Below are 19,293 nucleotides of genomic sequence, written 5' to 3'. Positions count from 1 at the left end.
CATGAGCGATTTCAGCACCCTCGAAGTGATTCGCGACCCCCGCGGCTTCGCCACCCTGTGGCTGAACCGCGAGGACAAGAACAACGCATTCAATGCACAGATGATCCGCGAGCTGATCATCGCCCTCGATCAGCTTGGCGAAGACGCCAGCTTGCGCTTCTTGCTGCTGCGCGGCCGTGGCCGACACTTCAGCGCCGGCGCCGACCTGGCCTGGATGCAGCAGTCGGCGCAGCTGGACTTCAACCGCAACCTGGAAGACGCCCATGAACTCGGCGAGCTGATGTATGCCCTGCATCGGCTCAAGGCCCCGACTTTGGCGGTGGTGCAAGGCGCGGCCTTCGGTGGCGCGCTGGGCCTGATCAGTTGCTGCGACATGGCCATCGGTGCCGAGGACGCGCAGCTGTGCCTGTCGGAAGTACGCATTGGCCTGGCTCCGGCGGTGATCAGCCCGTTCGTGGTCAAGGCCATCGGCGAGCGTGCAGCGCGGCGCTACAGCCTCACCGCCGAGCGTTTCAGCGGCCTGCGTGCCCGCGAACTGGGCTTGCTGGCCGAGGTGTACCCGGCCAGCGAGCTCGACGCCCAGGTCGAAGCCTGGGTCGCCAACCTGCTGCAGAACAGCCCGCAGGCCCTGCGTGCATCCAAGGACCTGCTGCGCGAAGTCGATGACGGCGAGTTGAGCCCGGCGCTGCGCCGCTACTGCGAGAACACCATCGCCCACATCCGAGTCAGCGCCGAAGGCCAGGAAGGCCTGCGCGCTTTCCTGGAAAAACGCCGCCCCGCCTGGCAAAACGACGACAAGAAGGAACCGCGCCCATGAGCCGCCCTCCATTGACCACCCTGTTGGTCGCCAACCGCGGCGAGATCGCCTGCCGAGTAATGCGCACCGCCAAGGCCATGGGCCTGACCACTGTGGCCGTGCACAGCGCTACCGACCGTGACGCGCGGCACAGCCACGAAGCCGACATCCGCGTCGACCTGGGCGGCACCAAGGCCGCCGACAGTTACCTGCTGGTCGACAAGCTGCTCGCCGCGGCCAAGGCCAGCGGTGCCCAGGCCATCCATCCGGGCTACGGCTTTCTTTCGGAAAACGCAGGCTTCGCTCGCGCCATCGAAGCTGCCGGGCTGATCTTCCTCGGCCCCCCGGCCAGCGCCATCGACGCCATGGGCAGCAAGTCGGCGGCCAAGGCGCTGATGGAGTCGGCCGGCGTGCCCCTGGTGCCGGGCTATCACGGCGAGGCCCAGGACTTCGACACCTTCCGCGCCGCCGCCGAACGCATCGGCTACCCGGTGCTGCTCAAGGCCAGCGCCGGGGGTGGCGGCAAGGGCATGAAGGTGGTCGAGCACGAGCATGAACTGGCCGACGCCCTGGCTTCTGCCCAGCGCGAGGCACAGGCGTCGTTCGGCGATGCTCGCATGCTCGTGGAAAAATACGTGCTCAAGCCGCGCCACGTGGAGATCCAGGTGTTCGCCGACCAGCACGGCAACTGCCTGTACCTGAACGAGCGCGACTGCTCGATCCAACGCCGCCACCAGAAGGTGGTCGAGGAAGCGCCGGCACCGGGCCTGTCGCCCGAGCTGCGCCAGGCCATGGGCGAATCGGCGGTGCGCGCGGCCCAGGCAATCGGCTACGTCGGCGCCGGTACCGTCGAGTTCCTGCTCGACGCCCGTGGCGAGTTCTTCTTCATGGAGATGAACACCCGCCTGCAGGTTGAGCACCCGGTCACCGAGGCGATCACCGGCCTCGATCTGGTGGCCTGGCAGATCCGCGTCGCCTGCGGCGAGCCACTGCCAATCACCCAGGCGCAGGTACCGCTGATCGGCCATGCCATCGAAGTGCGCCTGTACGCCGAAGACCCGGCCAACGAGTTCCTGCCGGCCACCGGTCGCCTGGCGCTGTACCGCGAGTCGGCACCTGGCGAAGGCCGCCGGGTGGACAGCGGGGTCAACGAGGGCGATGTGGTGTCGCCGTTCTACGACCCGATGCTGGGCAAGCTGATCGCCTGGGGCGTCGACCGCGAGCAGGCGCGTCTGCGCTTGCTGGCCATGCTCGACGAATTCGCCATCGGTGGGCTCAAGACCAACATCGGTTTCCTGCGGCGTATCCTCGCCCACCCGGCCTTCGCCGAGGCCGAACTGGATACCGGTTTCATCGCCCGCCATCAACAGGTGCTGCTGCCGGCACCACAAGCGTTGCCAGCGCCTTTCTGGGAAGCGGCGGCCGAGGCCTGGCTGCAAGGCCAAGCCACGCAGCGCCGCGCTGACGATGCTGCCTCGCCTTGGGCCGAGCGTAGCGGCCTGCGCCTGGGCCTACCGGCGCGCAGCAGCCTGCACCTGAGCAGTGGTGGCCAGGACCAGGCCGTGGCCCTGGAGCGCAGCGCGGCGTCGACCTGGCACCTGGACGGCGAACAGCTCAACCACGACCAGGATGGCGTGCGCCGCCGCTATCTGGCGGTACGCCGTGACGACACGCTGTACCTGCGTTGGGACGGCGAGATGCACGCCGTCGAGCCGTTCGACCCGATCAGCGCCGCTGAAGCCAGCCATGGCCATCAGGGCGGACTGGGTGCGCCGATGAACGGCAGCATCGTGCGAGTGCTGGTCGAACCGGGGCAGGTCGTTGAGGCTGGCACGCCCCTGGTGGTGCTGGAGGCGATGAAGATGGAGCACAGCATCCGGGCGCCGCATGGCGGTACGGTACAGGCGCTGTTCTGCCAGGAGGGGGATATGGTCAGCGAAGGGACGGTGTTGGTGGAGTTGGTTGAGTAGGGGGCGTCTCAGGTTTTGCGGCGCTGCCGATATCGAGCGGCGCCCGGGCGGCGCATCGCGAAGTGTGCGCTGGAGAGTTGTGGTGCCGCGCAAATCGAGCGCCGCCCGCGCGGCGCATCGCGACGCAAGGCCGCTCCCACATCTGTTTCGGGCCAATTATGTCTGTCAGGCCATGGTTGTTCGCCTTTGGCGGCACCATGGAATATCGTGGTGCGTCCTGCGCCAACACAAATATCGCGCCGGGCCCACCAGGCTGACAACCATGGCCTACCAGACATAATTGGCTCGAAACAGATGTGGGAGCGGCCTTGCGTCGCGATGCGCCGCGCGGGCGGCGCTCGATCTCCCAGGCGCTGGAGATGTAACGCCAGGCACTACATGGCCCCATCAATCGAAAATTCCATGCACCCGAACCACCACGCCCAGAAATTCACACCCCTCTTCACAAACCAGTGCCGGATAGCGACTATTCAGCGGCTTCAAATACCACTGCCCACCCTCCTCGGCCAACTCGCGGAAAATCGCCGACTTGCCTGGCTGACGAGCGATCACCAACCTGCCTGGCTCGGCCACAAGTCCTGTATCTACCAGAATGCGCATACCCTCGGGCACGCTTCTGCCGCTGGCGGCGTTCATCGAGTCATTTTCGACTTCCAGCCAGAATGCGTTGCCTGAAGGCATGTAATCGGTCTGCTCCGATACCTCGGCTTTCTCTGGTAAATCGCCCTGCAAATCCTGCCAGGCCAACACCGGAAAACGGAAGCTGGCATAGCGCAGCGCCTCTCCCGACACCGGGCGCTGCGCCGCATAGGCAGTGGGCTCTTCACGCACCAGCGTGCGCTCGACCACCATCACCTGGGCCTCTAGATACACCAAGCCAAGTTTTTCCAGCTTCTCGTTGATGGTGGCCAGCGTCGGGCGACGCGTGCCACGCAGCCAATGGCCCACGCCGCCCTGCGTCATCGACAGACGTTCAGCGAGTTTGAGCTGGCTGAGGTTGTGCTCGCGCTTGTAGCGCTTGAGAAATGCGTTCCAGTTTTCCATGAGCGCACAATACGGACTGTACTGGAGGGTTCAATACACACCTTGAATTATCTATGACAAGATAAAAAATACAGACTGACCTATATTCAGGTTTCATTGTGATTGAAGGGATATCAACAGGTACTGCGATGAAACCACCGAAAAAGCCCGTTACAGAAAGCGAGTGTGAAGCGGCCCGTCGTGCGCTGGATTACTACCTCAACCCCAGCCAGCCGTTATCGACCATCCAGCATAAAATCTGGACCCTGCACGAGGATGTGAGCCGCGAGGAAATCATGCACAACGCTGTCGCCTTGCTTCGTTGCGCAGCTGCCTCGGCCCGCGCGACCGCCTCGCAGCAGGACGGCATGCCGCGTGAGCTGACCCTTGCGCTGGTGCACATGATCGAGATGGCCAAAGCCTTGTTGGAGCACGGCGAGAAGCCTGCCCAGCCAGGGATTCAGGAACAGACGTAGAGAAAGATGAAGGTAGCGGCGGGAGGCCCGTGGGCCGAGTCGAGGACGTGCGGCGAAATATTTCAGCGGATAACTGAAAATTCATTTGACTTGCAAATGATAACGATTATTATTGCACTCAGCTGATCGCGAGATCCGCTGGATAACCTGGAGCTTAGGTCGCTCTAGATTATCTCCTCATCAGGCTAATCACGGTTTTTGACCCGGCTTTTTGCCGGGTCTTTTTTTTGGCTCTTCAGGCTAATGAAGATCGTTGATGGCCGGCATGATAGCAAAAGTATGTTAGAGCGTGAACGCTCATTACAAATCTTTGCGGAATCAGCACTTGAGAATCAATCTCGTTTCGCCTACTCTGATTCCGCATCAAGGAAGATGCCCCCATCCCTACCCTTTTGAGCAAGGAGCTGTCCATGAGCCGTCTGCTGCTGCCCCTTGAGCACCCTACGCCATCCGCCGAGCAAGTGGCCGACAGCGCCCTACTGCATGGCCTCAAGCGCCTGCCCCGGCGTGTGCAGCAAGTGTTCCTGCTCAATCGCCTGGATCAACTCGATTTCGCCAGCATCGCCATCCGCCTCGACCTGCCGTTGCGCAGTATCGAACGAAACATGAGCCAAGCACTGCAAGCCGCCCGCCCCCAGGGCGACACCCTCGCCAGCGTGGCCGCCCAATGGTACGTGCGCCTGCAAAGCCCCGACGCCACCTCATGCGAACGCATCGACTTTCGCCGCTGGCTGGATGCCGACCCTGCACACCTCCAGGCATTCCACGACACCGAATTGCGCTGGCGGCAACTGCTGGCCCCAGCGCGGGAACTGGGCCAGGACGGTTGGTATCGGCATGGGCGTGCGGCGTTGTCGTTGGGTGGATGTTCGGTGGCGGTGGGGCTTGGAGTGGCGGCACTGCTCGCGTTCGGCTTCTGGGCTTGAGTTCCGGTGGCTAGCGTAGCGAGGCGACCGGATAGCCAATCGCACAGATCGCCACCGCGCCTGTATGGTGATAGCCCGCACACTCAGTGCAGCCCAGCACCCTTCCGAGAAAAACCTATCGTACAGACGAGGCCATCTTCCCGGTATTGCAATCCAACTTGTGCATCAGGAAAAGTCGACGCGCCATAACGGTAGTAGTCCGTCCCGGCGTAGCCCTGGTCGCGAAGTGCGTCGGATGGCGGTGACGACTCGTAGGGTTCCCCTAGAAGCGCCCTCACATCGCGCTTGGTCATCTTCAACGAAAACGGGCTCGGCAGCGCGCCGCTATAGGCCGCGTCCCCGTTTATCGTCTCCATTAGACAGAAAAGCACCGTTTCCAGCGCCTTGGTCCTGACCCAGATCCACATCTCAACCCCGGGCTCTGGGCGTAACATCAAAAACGCGTTCTTGTCGCCCCCCTCCTCCAGCTTGAGGAGTTCGTTGCACAACAGTACGTTCTCCTCTAATTCGACACATGGCTGACCCAGTGACTTGATTAAGTCATTCACCTCGGTAATGTTCATCGGAATGTCCTGCCGTTTTTGGGTTTCAGTCAAAGGTGTCTTGATGCGTTTTCACTGAAACACGGTTTGGCCGGCGGAAACATGGGGATGCGCAAGCAATGGGCTCAGGGAACTGAAAGTAGCTTGAAATCGGATGCCTCCTACAAGCGAAGGACTTATCTCCTACAGCTTTTACGAGGTGGCATGACCAGGAGTAGCCTGGCTACCGGTCAGTTCGTCAAGCCCATTCCAACTTTCGGGCCGTCAGCTTCGAGCAACGTCCGCGGCAGGGTGAAACCCTTGAAGGGTTGCTGAGTGATCGGGTTGAACGCCTTCTCCGAACTCAGCTTGTAGCGGGCAACGCCAAGCGCCGTTTTGAAGGTCAGATCGACACTCGTTGCGTTGCGTCCATTGAGCATGCCTCGGCTGAGCAATCGGAACATCGACCATGGTCCACGATATTCCAGGCTGCTGCTGTGACCATCGTCTCGTAGCAGCGTAAGGTTGCTGCGAGCTTGCCGTGGATTAGGCCAGATCACGCCTGCCACCATCCTTGGCCCCTGTGGATACGCAATCATTTGCCCCTCAAGATCAAGCAAGCTAGCACGCTGGTTCGCCCCCAGCCCCAGAGGCTCAATGCTGAATTGCACACCGAGATTGCCGCGGTTATCGAAAAAGGTCTCACGGATGCGTGCTGCTGCCTCCAACTGCTCCATTACATCCGTGCGAATCAGGTAACCCCCGCGATTTTCTGCATAGAGCGCGCTCAGGTTTTCCTTGAGAAACACGTCCAGATACCGCTCTTGGAACGCCTGCAACCGACCTTTGGGCCCAAAGAACGCTTCAAAGTCGTCCAATGCCGCATCAGGGGCTCCGCTCACGAATGGATAGCGGCCGGCCAGGCGTTGCTCGAAGAAACTGTAGACGTCCGCATGCCAGCGGCGCTCGAGTTCGTACAAGGCTTCGACGACAAGCACCTGGGCGGTCTGCTCGGCGATGGCCGCAACTTGCTGGCGAAGCGGATCAGGCAGGCCAGCAGCCACACGCTGTAACACGGCGATCGGATCGGCACCCTTCATCGAGAAACGCCCCAGCACCACATCCAGCGCAGCGTTGCCGCGCTCTGGGCTGTCCTGCACTGCCCTGGCGTAATCATGCACAGCCTTGATGGCAGCAAGCGTCTCTTCGTAATAGCTGCGCCGATCCCCTGTCGTTTCAAGCATTTCGTTCAACTCAGTAAAGGCTCGCCCGATTTCCAGACCGTGAGAATGCCTTCCGAGTGCTGAAGGTGAATCGGCGACGGCGTCCAAGCCGTCCTGCTCTTCGCCTGGAGCAGGCAAGTTGTCGAACACAGTGTTGTCACGAACGGTCTCCAGCAACCGCCGCAGGGGGGCGGCAGGCCCAGTCAGCTGCGCCAGTACCGACACACCATGGTCCAGATCGTGAAAGCCCGTAACGGTCAGTTGATTCAACGACTGTCGCCAACTGTCGATGTAGTCGGCGCTGTACAGGTTGCGTATCTGCTCGGTCAGGACGGCGCGATCGGCGGGCGAATAATCCAGCGTTTGGCGCTCACCCAAAGCCCACTGGTCGATCATGGCCATGTCCATCAGTCGCTGGCTCTGTGGCTCAAAGACTGCAGTGAAGCCCTTTGCCGTCAGCAGCGCAGGTAGGCGCGGATTTTCGCTCGGCTGATAAATGACATCGAAAGCAGGCCCGACCTGTTGACGCAAGTCCAGGCCTGTTCGTAGATCTTTCTGCGCTTCGTGCTTGAGGTTGGCGTAAAGGCGTTGCTGCAATGGCACTTTGCGTAATGCTTGCTGAGCATCGTCAACGCGCAGGCGCTCCCCCCCAAGGTCGGCGTCCGCATAGGCCAGGGCATACTGCAAATGACGCATCAGGGCTTGCTGAACCTGCCCTTCGCCAGGGAGTGCCGATTGCCATTGCCGAGCCATCCACTGCTCTACCCATTCCGGCTTTCGGTTGTGCCGGTCCTCAATCATGCGATACACCCGAAGCGCGGCCATCTGTTGTTCGCTGCCCTCGGGTGCCGCGTTAATGGCATCAACCAAGCCGCTGGCCAAGGCCGGTAGAAAGCGTCGCGACAACAGGGCCAGATAGGCTTCGTCCACCAATGGGCCGATGGATCGCCCTTGGTACAGCCCTGCATCGGAAAGAACTGGCCATGCCGATCGATAGTCACCGAACAGCGAAACAGCATCGCCAACCTGCTGCAAAGGCCCCAACAGGTTGCGCCCGGTGGGGTCGACCCGCTGTTCCACCACGGCAGTCTTGAATGCCTGGCTCTTCACCAGCACCGCATTTGCCTTGTCTCGGTTGATCAGGAAGAAATGCTGAAAAGCCGAGCCAGCCACCACAAATGCCAGCAGGCCACAGCCACAACCTAGCCAGAACCCACGACGCTTGCTGTAAGAGATTTTGATGTTGTCACTTGCCAAACCCGCCTCGGGGAGAATCACATCCCGAAAAAGCTGTTTCACGAAGTAGGACTGAGGTCTTTCGTTCCGCTTCCCCTCCCTGAACGGCCGAGGCACCGCATACGGCTGTGCGGACTCGCGCAGGAATGCGTTTTCCACGATCCCATGCTGCGCAACCGAAGACCAATACAGGCCACACAAACGGAGAACCAATGAACCCCATCGTCCTGGTAGGCCACCGCCACCTCTGCCCCCTCCACGGAGAGGGCGTCGTCATCTCCGGCGCCAGCTCGGCCTCCGTCAACGGCAAGGCCATCGCCCGCGTCGGCGACCAGACCTGCTGCGGCGCCATCATCGAGACTGGCGCCCACCACATGCTGATCGAAGGCAGCCCCGCCGCACGCCAGGGCGATACCACCAGCCACGGCGGCACGCTGGTGGAGGGCGATGCCAGTTGGCTTGTCGAGTGACCATCGACATGCAGTAGCAACCCAGCAAACCGAACAGGCGGTGTAAAGTACCCCCACAACAAAGCCCCCCAAGGAGCCCCCGCCTATGACCGCGACGCCGTCCCCCCTGCAGATCGACTGCGACTTCGATGCCGGCAACATCCAGGTCGTGGACGCCAGCAACCCGTCCCTGGTCCACCTGGCCATCCGCCCGGACACCCACAGCGGCCACTTCCAGTGGTTCCACTTCAAGGCCAGCGGTCTCACCCCCGGCTCGACCCACCGCTTCAGCCTGGGCAACGCCTCCGAGTCGTCCTACAAGAACGCCTGGACCGGCTACCACGCCGTGGCCTCCTACGATCAGCAGACCTGGTTCCGCGTGCCTAGCCAGTTCGATGGCAAGGCATTGTCGTTCGAACTCGAAGCCGCGCAGGACCACGCCTGGTTTGCCTACTTCGAACCCTACCCCCGCGCCCGCCACAACCAGTTGATCGAACGCGCCCAGCAGATTCCCGGCGTCGAGTTGCTGGCCCACGGGCGCAGCGTGCAGGGGCGGGATATTCCATTGCTGCGCGCAGGCGATGGCGGCCAGGGCAAGCGCAAGCTGTGGTTGATCGCCCAGCAGCACCCTGGCGAGCATATGGCCGAGTGGTTCATGGAGGGCGTGATCGACCGCCTGCAGGCCAACGATGCGGTGGTCCAGCAGTTGCTGGCCAAGGCTGACCTGTACCTGATCCCCAACATGAACCCAGATGGCGCCTTCCTCGGCCACCTGCGCACCAACTTCAAGGGCAAGGACCTCAACCGGGCCTGGCAGGACGCGAGCGTCGAGCTAAGCCCGGAAGTGTTCTTCGCCCAGGCACAGATGAAACAGTACGGGGTGGATGCCTTCATCGACGTGCATGGGGATGAGGAGATCCCCCATGTGTTCACCGCCGCCTGCGAAGGCAACCCGGGGTATACGCCGCGCCTGGCGACACTCGAGGAGCAGTTCCGCAGTACGCTGAGCAGCATCACCCCCGACTTCCAGACCGTGCACGGCTACACCCGTGACGAACCAGGGCAGGCCAACCTTACCTTGGCGTGCAATGCCGTGGGGCAGGCCTATGACTGCCTGTCGCTGACCTTGGAGATGCCGTTCAAGGACCATGACGATGCGCCGAATGCGCTTACCGGGTGGTCGGGGGCGCGGTCCAAGGCGCTGGCGGGGCGGTGTTGGAGACGTTGTTGAAGATGGTTGGGGATTTGCGCTGATCTGGAAGGGCCTCTTCGCGGGCAAGCCCGCTCCTACAGGGGTTGCTGGTGTCTCCCTGAGTGCCCTTCAGAACTGCACATCCAGGATAACGCTGTCGGTATAGGTGGCCGCTGGCGGCGTGGCCTGGTCGGTGTAGACCTTGGCGTTATAGTTGAACACCTGGCTGCCGGTGCCCGTGCCGACGCCAGGGTTGACATCGGCGTCGCTGCTCGAGCGCCGCGCGCTGCTCACCGAGCCCCAGCGCACGGTCCCGGCGCTCTTGAAGATGTCGTAGGCCAGGTAGTTGTTGGCGCTGGACTTCATCCTCCGCCGCCCACCCGAAACGTTTTGTCCGTCGTCGAGCCCCACCGTGTAGCTGCTGCCCTTGGTACACGACAGGTTGATGCTCTGGTTCACCGTGCCGAACCCCGCCACCACCGGTGCGCTGGCGAAGTTGATGTTGGGCGTGGTGATCTGGCAGTCGTTGCTGACCGTGAGGGTCACGCTGAGGGTCTGGCTGCCCGAGCCGATGTCGCGTCCCAGGCAGAGGTTGCCGATGCCGATGCCCGAGCAGTAGTTCCAGCTCCAGGCCACGGTCAACGTCTCGCGGTATACGCCAGCCGCCACATTGCTGCCGACCAGTGTGCGCAGGTAGATCGGCACCGCCTTGGGCGTGGTGCCGTTGAGCAGACCGAGCGCGTCGAGGATGCCGTTGCGGGCGAAGTCGAAGGCCACGCCGCGGGTGATTGGGTAGCTGGTGCTGTTGTCGGCATACAAGGTGTAGTTGATGACGTCGCCGGTGGGTCCGACCAGGCCACCGGAAGCCGGTGTGATGGTGGCGTAGAAATGGTCACCGGAAGAAAGCAGGGTCAGCAGCGACCCTGTGCATTGCAGGCCGGAATTGAGGGTCGACGCCGTCTGCACCGTGGTGCGCACCAGTGTCGAGTTGATGGTGCCGAAAGCTGCCGGCGTGGTAGCCACCGACGAGCACAACGCCCAGGCCGAATTGGCCAGGGTCAACAGCCCCAGCAGCAGGCATCCACGCAGCCAGCCGTTCATTGACATGGCAGCGGGCCGACCAGAGGAATCGAGCCCTGCTCCTGCGGCAGGTCAAACTCGACCGAACAGCGCCCGCCGCCTTCCACTTCCACCTGCAGACGGTTGTGCGGCGACAGGTTCTCCAGGTACACAAGGCCATCCCAGCCCACCACCGCCTGGCTGCCACTTTCCTCGTGAGTGACCTTGCTACCCAGTTTGAGCGGTTGGCGGTTGCCATCGACCAGTTCGATGCTGGCCGCCAGCACCCGGCGCAACGGGAACTCCAGCAGGTAGCCACTGCCCCGGCGCACCGCCACGCGCTGCTCGACCTGCGGCGCCAGCACGTCCGGCGGCAGGTCCATCGGGTCGATCTCGTATTTGCCGCGGTAGTAGCCGCTGCTATACGGCACCAGCAAATGGCCGTTGCGGTCGGTACGCCCGACTGTCTGGTTCTCGTAGCTCACGGGTACATCGCCATAGCCGTTGGTGCTGATCACCACGAAGGCATCATCGATGCGGTTGGCGGCGAACACGCCCGCGTCCATCCAGACCAACGAGCCACTGGCATCGGCCCAGCGGGTCATCTCGCCGCTGTTGCCATACACACCGGCCTGCAACTGCACCGACTGCAGGCGCCAGGTGACATCGGCCTGGCGATAGGCATCGCGGTTACCACCCGTGGCGTAGCCGAGGTTGTAGCCCACGCCGCCGCCAACCGGCACCGCACGGCTGTAGTTCACCCGCTGCAGGTCCTCGCCCTCCTTGCTGCGCTCCATGCTCACGGCCAGGGTGCCGTTGTTGAAGTCGAACGGAATCACCAGCTGGGCCTGCACCGCCCAGGCACTGTCGCCGACCTCGCGGTTGGCCGACAGGTACAGGCTGGTGGCGCCCCACAGCGGCTTGCTCCAGCTGAGGTTGATCAGCCGCGTACGCGAGCCGTCGCCGGCGCGCACATCGAAGTACCCTGCGCCGACGCTGCCGTAGCGATCGAGGTTAACGCTCAAGGTGACCTGCTCGCTGCTCTCGCTAAGTTGCAGGTCGGGCGTATCGACCCGCGACAAATCGGCGTAGTCGCCATGGCGTTGCAAGCGCTGGTAGCTGAAACCGATGCGCTGGCTGTTGTACTGGTAGCCCAGAGCGGTCTGATGGCCTTTTTCACCATCAAACTGACTTTGTGAAAGCGCTGCGTTGAGCACGCCGAAATTGCCCAGGCGCATCGTGCCGCCAAGGCCACCGAGCAGCAGCGACTCGGCGGTTTCCACATGGCTTTCGAGGGTGAACGTGTCGGTCAGGCCATAGCGCAAGCTGCCAGACGCCACGCCAGGGCCATAGCCGAAATCGCGCACGCCATAGTCGCGGCGCAGGCTACCGGCCGCCACCGAGAAGTCCGACAGGCCCTTTTGCAACAGGCTGCTGGTGACGTAGAACGGCAGGGTAGTCGACACCTGCCGCCCCAGCGCATCGGTGGTCACCACCACCGCCTCGCCGGCACCGTTGATGAACGGCACGTTGGTCAGCGTGTAGGGGCCCGGTTGCAGCTCGGTAGTGCTGGACTTGTAGCCATTGATGAACAGATCGAGCGAGGTCGGCACCGCAGCCTCGCCGGCGAAGGCTGGCAATGGGTAGGTGACCAGGTCGGGACGTGCTGCGAAATCACGCGACAGCTGCAAACCACCGACCCGTACCGAGCTGGTCCAGGGCAAAGCGCCGGTGACGAAGTCGCCGGCCTCGTAGGTCAGCAGGCGCTGCTCGTCGGTGAATTGCCAGGTGGTGTCGTAGCGCAGGAAGCCTTCGCGGGTGTCGGCATCCGGTGCGCCATTGAACGATTGCCGCCATTGTCCGGTGGTGGAGAACGTGCCCCAACTGTCGAACACCCTCAGCTCGTTCCAGGCGGCAAGGTAAGTGCCGCCGTCATCGGTATCGTTGAGGTAGGCGTCGTAGTTGAACAAGGCGCCGAAACTGCTACGGGCATCGCTCGCCGGGTAAAGGTTGCGGTCGCCCAGTCGCTGGTCCGGCAGCCAGGCAGCCGGCACCTGCAGCAGCAGACGCTGGTTCTGGCTGTCGTAGTCGGTGTGCAAGCCAGCCACGCCGTCCAGGGCAACCTCACCCTGTGGGTCGCCAGGCAGGGTGACGCCCGCCGCACGCAGCACCTCGCTGCCCAGGTACAGGCGCCCCGCTCGCTGCTGCACCGGTACCAGTTCAGCCCTGGGCATCTGGTTCACCAGCAGATCCAGGTACAGGGTGGCATCGGCCACCGCTGCCGCTTCGGTAGGCGGTGGCGGCAGGTCGTCGGCCACGCCCAGGCTCGGCCCGCACAGCGCCAGCCCCAAGTACCAGCGGCGGACGGTCGATGACAGGCATTTCACACACGGCTTCCCACCATTGTCGGGTCCTCCCTGGGCCCTACTTCATTCGTTTGCGGCTATCGCCCTTGCGGGATCGCCTCGGCGCTGTCCTGGCCGTTGACCCGGCCCTTGAGCACGCTGGCAGCATTGGCCGCTGCCGGCGCAGGCCAGCGCATGCTGGCGCCAGGTAATACGTAACCGAGCAGGCCTTCGACCAACGGCTTGGCCTGGCCGCCCTGCTGCATGACCACATCGGTGAGGCGGGCGTGTACCGGGCCGGTGTTGCGCAGTTCCACGTAGGGTTTGCCCTGCACCATCACTGGCCGCCAGCTCAGTTGCGGCCTGCCGACGCCGTCGGCGTTGCGCTTGCCTTGCGGATCGGGCTTGCCCCACAGCCCGTCGCCATACACGAACAGCGGCACCGAGTAGCGCATCTGCAGGCGGATCGCCGCTGCGGTCCCTTCTCGGCCGCATCGGCCGGCAGAGCCGAAGGAATTTCGTCGATGATGATGCGGTAGGCCTGCTCCTGGCCGGCCGGCGAAGTGCCGGTGCGGGTCAGCCGGATCAACTGCTTCTGGCCTGGAGGAATGTTGGCTACAGGCGGGCTGCCGATGATCTCGCGCTGGGCCTGGAACTGCTCCTGGTAGTCGCCCTGGCGCCAGGCGAACACCCGCACTTGCAGGCTCGCCGTGGCCGTGCCGCGGTTTTCCAGCCATAGCGCTCCGGCTTTCTGGTCAGCCTCGAGCACAGGGTCGATCGGCCAGATCAGCACCGATGTCGCCGCCCCCGCCGGCAAGCTCGCCAGCAGCAGCAATCCGACCCATCCTCGCGCCCATCTAGCGCCTGCCTGCATGCCTCTCTCCTTGTTCTTGTTGACTCATCGATGCCGGGCAATCACCAGGTCACCGTCACTTGCACTGCATCGGTATAGGTCCCTGCGGGTAGCGTGCCGGGCAATTGGGTACGTCCATACACCGGCAGCTTGATCGCCGCCGCGTCGGTATAGCTCACCGCCACGCTTTGGCCGATGGCCAGGGCCTGGGTGTAGGCCGCGTCCCGGTAGAGCTGGTAGGCGAGCACTTGCGTGCCGCCGCTGCGCTTGAGGTTGCGAGTGCCACTGGCGCTGTTCTGCCCACCGTCCAGGCTCATGGTCAGGGCCACGCCTGGGGTGCATTGGAAGGTCACCGTGGTGCCCCCCAGCGAGGTGCTCAGGATGCCGGTGGACAAGGCCGACTGGGTGCCGTAGTTGAGCGTGCCATACGCAGTCACACCGCCCACCACCAGGCAACCGGCGACGATCTGCGCGTTCACCTGGAACGTGCTGGTGGTTGCAGCAGGCAACGGCGCCGCCAACAGCAGCGCGCCCCCTGCAAGGCAAGCCGACAGTCCACGGTGCATGGTTCAGAACGTCAGCTCGACAGCTACCGTGTCGGTATACACCCCGGCCGGCAGGCCTGCCTTGCCGCGTGCCTGCCCATACAGGTTGACGGTCTGCGCAACGCCCGTGCTGGTCGGCAAGGTGATGGTGCCGTCGATCGCCAGCAATTGGGTACGACCGGCATCGGTGTAGAAATCGTAGGGCACGAAGTTGCCAGCGCCATCTGCAAGTGCCCGCGTACCGCCAGTAGACTGCCCATCGTGGGCGCCAGCCCGCACGCGGATCGCCGGCACGGTGCCGGCCGAGCACAGAATGCTCATGGCTCCGCCAGCCGGGCCCAGGACCTGGGCGTTGGCCGTGCCGAACAGGGCATCCTGGGTACCGAAGTTCAGGGCACCGAAGTTGAGCCCCGAGGTGCCGGCACTTCCGTTGACCTGGCAGGCCGACGTCAGCGTCAGGGTCGAGTTGATGGTGCCGGTCACGGTGGCCGCGTGGGCCTGGGAGGCCAGCATCAGGCCGAGGCCTGCGAGTATGCAGCGGGTGGTGTTCGTTGGCATTGTCAGTCTCCTTGCATTGCTACCAGTCCAGGGTCACCCTCAAGGTGTCGCGGTAAAGCCCGGCGGGCAGCGAACGCGGTTGCGCCACCACTACGCCGTAGATGGGAATCGGGATCTGCCGACTGCTGTTGATGGTGAAGGCTCTGGCCTGGCCGATGCCGTAGCGGCTGTTGCCGCCCGGGTCGACCGCCAGTTGATAGGGGATCATTTCGCGGCCATTGCTCAGGCGGCGCACGCCGTCGCTGCCGTTCAAGCCAGCATTGATACGCACGTTGAACGCCCGCACCTCGGGCGTGCAGCTGATCTGCAGGCTGCCTTCGCCGCCGGCTTCGTCTACACGCGTGCGCAGCGGCTGGTCCCAGCTCGGGCCACGCTCGCCGAAGTCCATCAGCCCAGGATTGGACAACGTCGCCGGCTGCTGGCTGCCACTGTCGATCAGGCACGCCGCACTGATCACCAGGCGCGCCTGGATAAAGCCGGTAGTGGTGCCATGCGCGCCAGCGGCAGGCACCAGCAGCGGCCCCAAGGACAGCAGCAGGATCGTGGAACGGTTCATGGCGACGCATCCTTGTACATAGCGGCTTCCTACCAGGTGACCGTGACTTTGAGCAGGTCGGCATACAGCCCTGCGTGTGGTACCCACGCCAACTTGTCGATTCGGGCGTGCAACGGGAGTTCAACAAATCCGCTATCCGGCACCCGCGCCGCCTGCGCGACGCCTACGACCAGCGGTTCACGCCAGGCGGCGTCGCGATAGAGTCGGTAGGGAATGGGGCGGGCCTGGCCGTCGTTCAGGGCCAAATAGCGCACTTCGCCTACACCGCCATGCTGACCGCCGTCGACCAGCACCTGATAGGCGGTGCCAGGATTGCATTCCAGGCGCGGCGGACGTTGCGCGAGCAGTACGCCACTGAGCGGCGCGTCGGGGCCGTCCAGGCGTGCAGCACTACCCAGGTCGATCACGCCCAGGGCTTGCGCGCCCGCATCTCGTTGCTGGTTGACCAGCACGCAGCCGCGCTGCACCTGCACCCGCACTTCCACCAGGAAGTCCGCAGCCAAGGCAGCGCTGGTGCTCGACAACAGGCCCAACAGCACGACCAATAAGCGTTCCGCCACTGCACTATCCTTCTCACCATCCATTGCTTGACCGTAGCAAGCAGGCTTCGATGCGCCAGCGCTCTTTGGTGTTAACGCCAAAGGTCTAGCGCCAGTAAACAAAGGTCATGAGAAATTTCACGTTGCATCGAACCCATCAACATCCTGTGCCTCCAATGGCCATAGGCCGGCAGAGCAGCCGATATTCTGGTACGGTGCAAGACGGCCACCGACCTGCACCAGGTGTCAGCGCCGTGCCTGGAAGGAACAAACGGAGTGTTTTACCAATGACTGCAGACAACGCTTTCGCAGAGGCCGTGGAACGCTGTGCCCAGGAACCGATCCAGATTCCCGGCAGCATCCAGCCCCAGGGCTTTTTGCTGGTGCTGGACGAGCAGGACCTGCACGTGCTCCAGGCCAGCGAAAACGTCGAGCGCTGGCTGGGCATCGCCGCCAGCGAACTGATCGGCAGCCGCTTCGACGCATTGGTCAGCGAAGGCTTCGACCTGCGCACCAAGCTCGATCACCTGCCCGAGGACGAAGTCTTCCCGTTCCATATCGGTGACGTACGCCTGCACAAAGCCGCGCCCTGCGGTGAGCTGCTGCGCCTGCTCGCGCACCGTCACGACCAGGTGCTGATCGCCGAATTCGAACCGTCCCGCCCAGGCTCCGACCCGGCCAACCAGGGCGATTATTACCCGCTGGTACGCGGCTTCGTCAGCAGCTTGCACCATGCCGACACGCTCGAGGAGCTCCTGCAGCAATCTGTCGAGCAGATCAAGCGCATCACTGGCTTCGGCCGGGTCAAGGCGTACAATTTCGATGCCGAGGGCAATGGCGAGGTGCTCGCGGAAGTCGCCGATCCTGGCTATGCGCGCTACCTTGGCCTGCGCTTCCCCGCAGCCGACATCCCGCGCCAGGCGCGCGAGCTGTACCGGGTCAACCGTATCCGGGTAATCGAGGACGCCAACTACCAGGCCTCGCCGCTGGTGCCCGGCCACAACCCTCGCACCGGCAAGCCGCTGGACATGAGCTATGCCGCCTTGCGCAGCGTGTCGCCGGTGCACCTGCAATACATGCGCAACATGGGCACGCTGGCCTCCATGTCGCTGTCGATCATGGTCGATGGCGAGCTGTGGGGCTTGATATCTTGCCACCACGAAACACCCCGTCCGGTGGATTTTCGCACCCGAACCGCCTGCGAGCTGCTGGCCAGCGTGTTGTCGCTGCAGATCGAATCGCGCGAGTCGCACGCCTACACGCGCAAATTGCTCGATTTGCGCCGGCATATCGTCCAGATGATTTCCTCGATGGCCGACCACGACAGCGTCAGCGGGGGCCTGCTAGGCCTGCCAGATGTGTTGCTGGAGTTTGCCGGCGCCACTGGTGCGGCGGTGATTTCCTCCGAGCGCTGCGACCTAATCGGCCAGACGCCCTCCGCCGCCCAGGTCAACGCCCTGGTCCACTGGCTGGCCGAACGTGAAGACGACAGCATCTTCCACACCGACAACGTGCGCCGCGACATCGCCCGCCTGCCCGAGCTGTGCAACCATGTCGGCGGCGTGCTGGCCGTGCCCATTTCGCAGATCCACTCCCATTACCTGTTGTGGTTCCGCCCCGAGCAGGTGCGCACGGTGAACTGGGCCGGACGCCCCGACAAGCAGATAGGCCCGCAGGGCATGCTCAACCCGCGCAACAGCTTCGACCACTGGCAAGAACAGATCAGCGGCTACTGCACGCCGTGGGACCCATTGATCGTCGAAGGTGCGAGCGAGCTACGCAACGCGGTGCTTGGTATCGTATTGCGCAAGGCCGAGGAGCTGGCGCAAATGGCCGGGGAGCTGCGTCGTTCGAACAAGGAACTCGAAGCGTTTTCCTACAGCGTGTCGCATGACCTACGTGCGCCGCTGCGCCACATCGCCGGCTACACCGAACTGCTCGGTGAAATCGAGGGCCAGGGCCTTAGCGAACGCGGCCTGCGCTTCTTGCAGCACATCGAGGAAGCCGCGCAGTTCGCCGGCACGCTGGTGGACAACCTGCTCAACTTCTCTCAGATGGGCCGCTCGGCACTGCGCTTATCGGATGTCGACCTCAATGCGTTGGTGCGGTCCATCCTCAGCGATCTCGCACCTGACTACCAGGGCCGCGAGATCGTCTGGGAGATCGAGCCGCTGCCCAAGGTGATCGCCGACCCGGCGTTCATCAACCTGGCGTTGCAGAACCTCATCGGCAACGCCATCAAATACACCCGTGGAAGGGAGCCGGCGCGTATCCACATCAGTGCCGTGGAGCATCCGGAAGAAATCGAAGTGTGCATTCGCGATAATGGTGTCGGTTTCGACATGGCCTACGTCAACAAGCTGTTCGGGGTCTTCCAGCGCCTGCATCGCATGGAAGACTTCGAAGGCACCGGTATCGGCCTTGCCAGCGTACGCCGTATCATCGAGCGGCACGATGGTCGGGTCTGGGCCGAGGGCCAGCTCGACCAGGGCGCCAGCTTCCATTTCACCCTGCCCCGTTCAACACCGTCTACCTGAGGCATCCGTCCCATCATGCTCAAACCCATCCTGCTGGTCGAAGACAACCCCAGGGATCTCGAACTCACCCTCTTGGCCCTGGAACGCAGCCAGTTGGCCAACGAAGTCATCGTCCTGCGCGACGGTGCCGACGCACTGGATTACCTGCTGCGCCGCAACGCCTATGCCGACCGTGACGACGGCAACCCGGCAGTTCTGCTGCTTGACCTCAAGCTGCCCAAGGTCGATGGCCTCGAGGTGCTCAAGGAAGTGCGCGCCACGCCAGAGCTGCGCAGCATCCCCACGGTGATGCTGACCTCCTCGCGCGAGGAGCCCGACCTGCTGCGTGCCTATGAACTGGGCGTCAACGCCTACGTGGTCAAACCGGTGGAATTCAAGGAATTCGTCGCGGCGATTTCCGATCTCGGCATCTTCTGGGCGGTGCTCAACGAGCCACCACCCGGCTCGCTGCGCCTGAACCGTCGCGGCAGTAACTGAGGCCCTCGCGAA

General features: G+C 63.4%; 15 protein-coding genes and 3 pseudogenes. 8 read left to right on the top strand and 10 right to left on the bottom strand.

Features of this window, described 5'->3' with window-relative positions:
• Position 1: 1 nt before the first annotated feature.
• Together E6B08_RS10015 and E6B08_RS10010 are read left to right on the top strand one after the other, a co-directional pair.
• On the top strand, positions 2-817 hold the full coding sequence (locus tag E6B08_RS10015) for a gamma-carboxygeranoyl-CoA hydratase (RefSeq protein WP_136913856.1): 816 nt from the start codon (positions 2-4) through the stop codon (positions 815-817).
• On the top strand, positions 814-2,766 hold the full coding sequence (locus E6B08_RS10010) for an acetyl/propionyl/methylcrotonyl-CoA carboxylase subunit alpha (protein ID WP_136913855.1): 1,953 nt from the start codon (positions 814-816) through the stop codon (positions 2,764-2,766). Before E6B08_RS10015 ends, E6B08_RS10010 begins: the two co-directional genes overlap by 4 nt.
• A 387-nt stretch (positions 2,767-3,153) precedes the next feature.
• On the opposite strand, the gene E6B08_RS10005 is transcribed toward E6B08_RS10010, so the two are convergent.
• The gene (locus E6B08_RS10005; protein WP_136913854.1) at positions 3,154-3,810 is read right to left on the bottom strand and encodes a LexA family protein; all 657 of its coding nucleotides are present in this window, start codon (positions 3,808-3,810) and stop codon (positions 3,154-3,156) included.
• 128 nt (positions 3,811-3,938) lie between these two features.
• Here E6B08_RS10005 and E6B08_RS10000 point away from each other — a divergent pair, with 128 nt between their 5' ends.
• Together E6B08_RS10000 and E6B08_RS09995 are read left to right on the top strand one after the other, a co-directional pair.
• The gene (locus E6B08_RS10000; protein ID WP_136913853.1) at positions 3,939-4,265 is read left to right on the top strand and encodes a DUF6124 family protein; all 327 of its coding nucleotides are present in this window, start codon (positions 3,939-3,941) and stop codon (positions 4,263-4,265) included.
• A gap of 410 nt (positions 4,266-4,675) precedes the next feature.
• Positions 4,676-5,191, top strand: coding sequence for a DUF4880 domain-containing protein (locus E6B08_RS09995; RefSeq protein ID WP_136913852.1), 516 nt, complete (start codon positions 4,676-4,678; stop codon positions 5,189-5,191).
• 83 nt (positions 5,192-5,274) lie between these two features.
• On the opposite strand, the gene E6B08_RS09990 is transcribed toward E6B08_RS09995, so the two are convergent.
• Together E6B08_RS09990 and tssM are read right to left on the bottom strand one after the other, a co-directional pair.
• Positions 5,275-5,754 (bottom strand): DUF6392 family protein, encoded by a 480-nt coding sequence (locus E6B08_RS09990; RefSeq protein WP_136913851.1) that lies wholly within the window; start codon positions 5,752-5,754, stop codon positions 5,275-5,277.
• Positions 5,755-5,963: 209 nt separating this feature from the next.
• Positions 5,964-8,366, bottom strand: a pseudogene (gene tssM, locus E6B08_RS09985) (type VI secretion system membrane subunit TssM); the annotation flags it as partial.
• Positions 8,367-8,383: 17 nt separating this feature from the next.
• Here tssM and E6B08_RS09980 point away from each other — a divergent pair.
• Both E6B08_RS09980 and E6B08_RS09975 read left to right on the top strand, forming a co-directional pair.
• A complete protein-coding gene (locus tag E6B08_RS09980; protein ID WP_136913849.1) occupies positions 8,384-8,641 on the top strand; it encodes a PAAR domain-containing protein in 258 nt (85 codons plus the stop codon).
• 85 nt (positions 8,642-8,726) lie between these two features.
• Positions 8,727-9,874: pseudogene (locus tag E6B08_RS09975) on the top strand (M14-type cytosolic carboxypeptidase).
• A 67-nt stretch (positions 9,875-9,941) separates the two neighbouring features.
• Here the strand turns inward: E6B08_RS09975 and E6B08_RS09970 are convergent.
• From E6B08_RS09970 to E6B08_RS09940, 7 genes and pseudogenes are all read right to left on the bottom strand, one after another.
• The gene (locus E6B08_RS09970) at positions 9,942-10,913 is read right to left on the bottom strand and encodes a spore coat U domain-containing protein (RefSeq protein ID WP_136917368.1); all 972 of its coding nucleotides are present in this window, start codon (positions 10,911-10,913) and stop codon (positions 9,942-9,944) included.
• Positions 10,910-13,249, bottom strand: a complete 2,340-nt coding sequence (locus E6B08_RS09965; protein ID WP_416194393.1) for a fimbria/pilus outer membrane usher protein — start codon at positions 13,247-13,249, stop codon at positions 10,910-10,912. The genes E6B08_RS09970 and E6B08_RS09965 overlap by 4 nt, the downstream gene beginning before the upstream one ends.
• A gap of 65 nt (positions 13,250-13,314) precedes the next feature.
• Positions 13,315-14,090, bottom strand: a pseudogene (locus E6B08_RS09960) (molecular chaperone).
• 41 nt (positions 14,091-14,131) lie between these two features.
• Positions 14,132-14,635: a spore coat U domain-containing protein gene (locus E6B08_RS09955; RefSeq protein ID WP_136913847.1), complete on the bottom strand. Its 504-nt coding sequence runs from the start codon at positions 14,633-14,635 to the stop codon at positions 14,132-14,134.
• 3 nt (positions 14,636-14,638) lie between these two features.
• A complete protein-coding gene (locus E6B08_RS09950; RefSeq protein WP_136913846.1) occupies positions 14,639-15,172 on the bottom strand; it encodes a spore coat U domain-containing protein in 534 nt (177 codons plus the stop codon).
• 19 nt (positions 15,173-15,191) lie between these two features.
• Positions 15,192-15,728, bottom strand: coding sequence for a spore coat U domain-containing protein (locus E6B08_RS09945; RefSeq protein WP_136913845.1), 537 nt, complete (start codon positions 15,726-15,728; stop codon positions 15,192-15,194).
• A gap of 29 nt (positions 15,729-15,757) precedes the next feature.
• Complete coding sequence (locus E6B08_RS09940; protein WP_136913844.1) at positions 15,758-16,288, bottom strand: spore coat U domain-containing protein; 531 nt, start codon at positions 16,286-16,288, stop codon at positions 15,758-15,760.
• 266 nt (positions 16,289-16,554) lie between these two features.
• Between E6B08_RS09940 and E6B08_RS09935 the strand changes: the two genes are divergently transcribed.
• Both E6B08_RS09935 and E6B08_RS09930 read left to right on the top strand, forming a co-directional pair.
• Positions 16,555-18,804, top strand: a complete 2,250-nt coding sequence (locus E6B08_RS09935; protein WP_136913843.1) for an ATP-binding protein — start codon at positions 16,555-16,557, stop codon at positions 18,802-18,804.
• Positions 18,805-18,819: 15 nt separating this feature from the next.
• Entirely contained in the window at positions 18,820-19,281 is a 462-nt protein-coding gene (locus E6B08_RS09930; protein WP_136913842.1) for a response regulator, read from the top strand.
• The last annotated feature ends 12 nt before the right edge of the window (positions 19,282-19,293 follow it).

The sequence above is a fragment of the Pseudomonas putida genome, assembly GCF_005080685.1.
In the GTDB taxonomy this organism is placed as follows: Bacteria; Pseudomonadota; Gammaproteobacteria; order Pseudomonadales; family Pseudomonadaceae; genus Aquipseudomonas; species Aquipseudomonas putida_V.
This window is presented reverse-complemented; position numbering and strand designations above follow the sequence as displayed.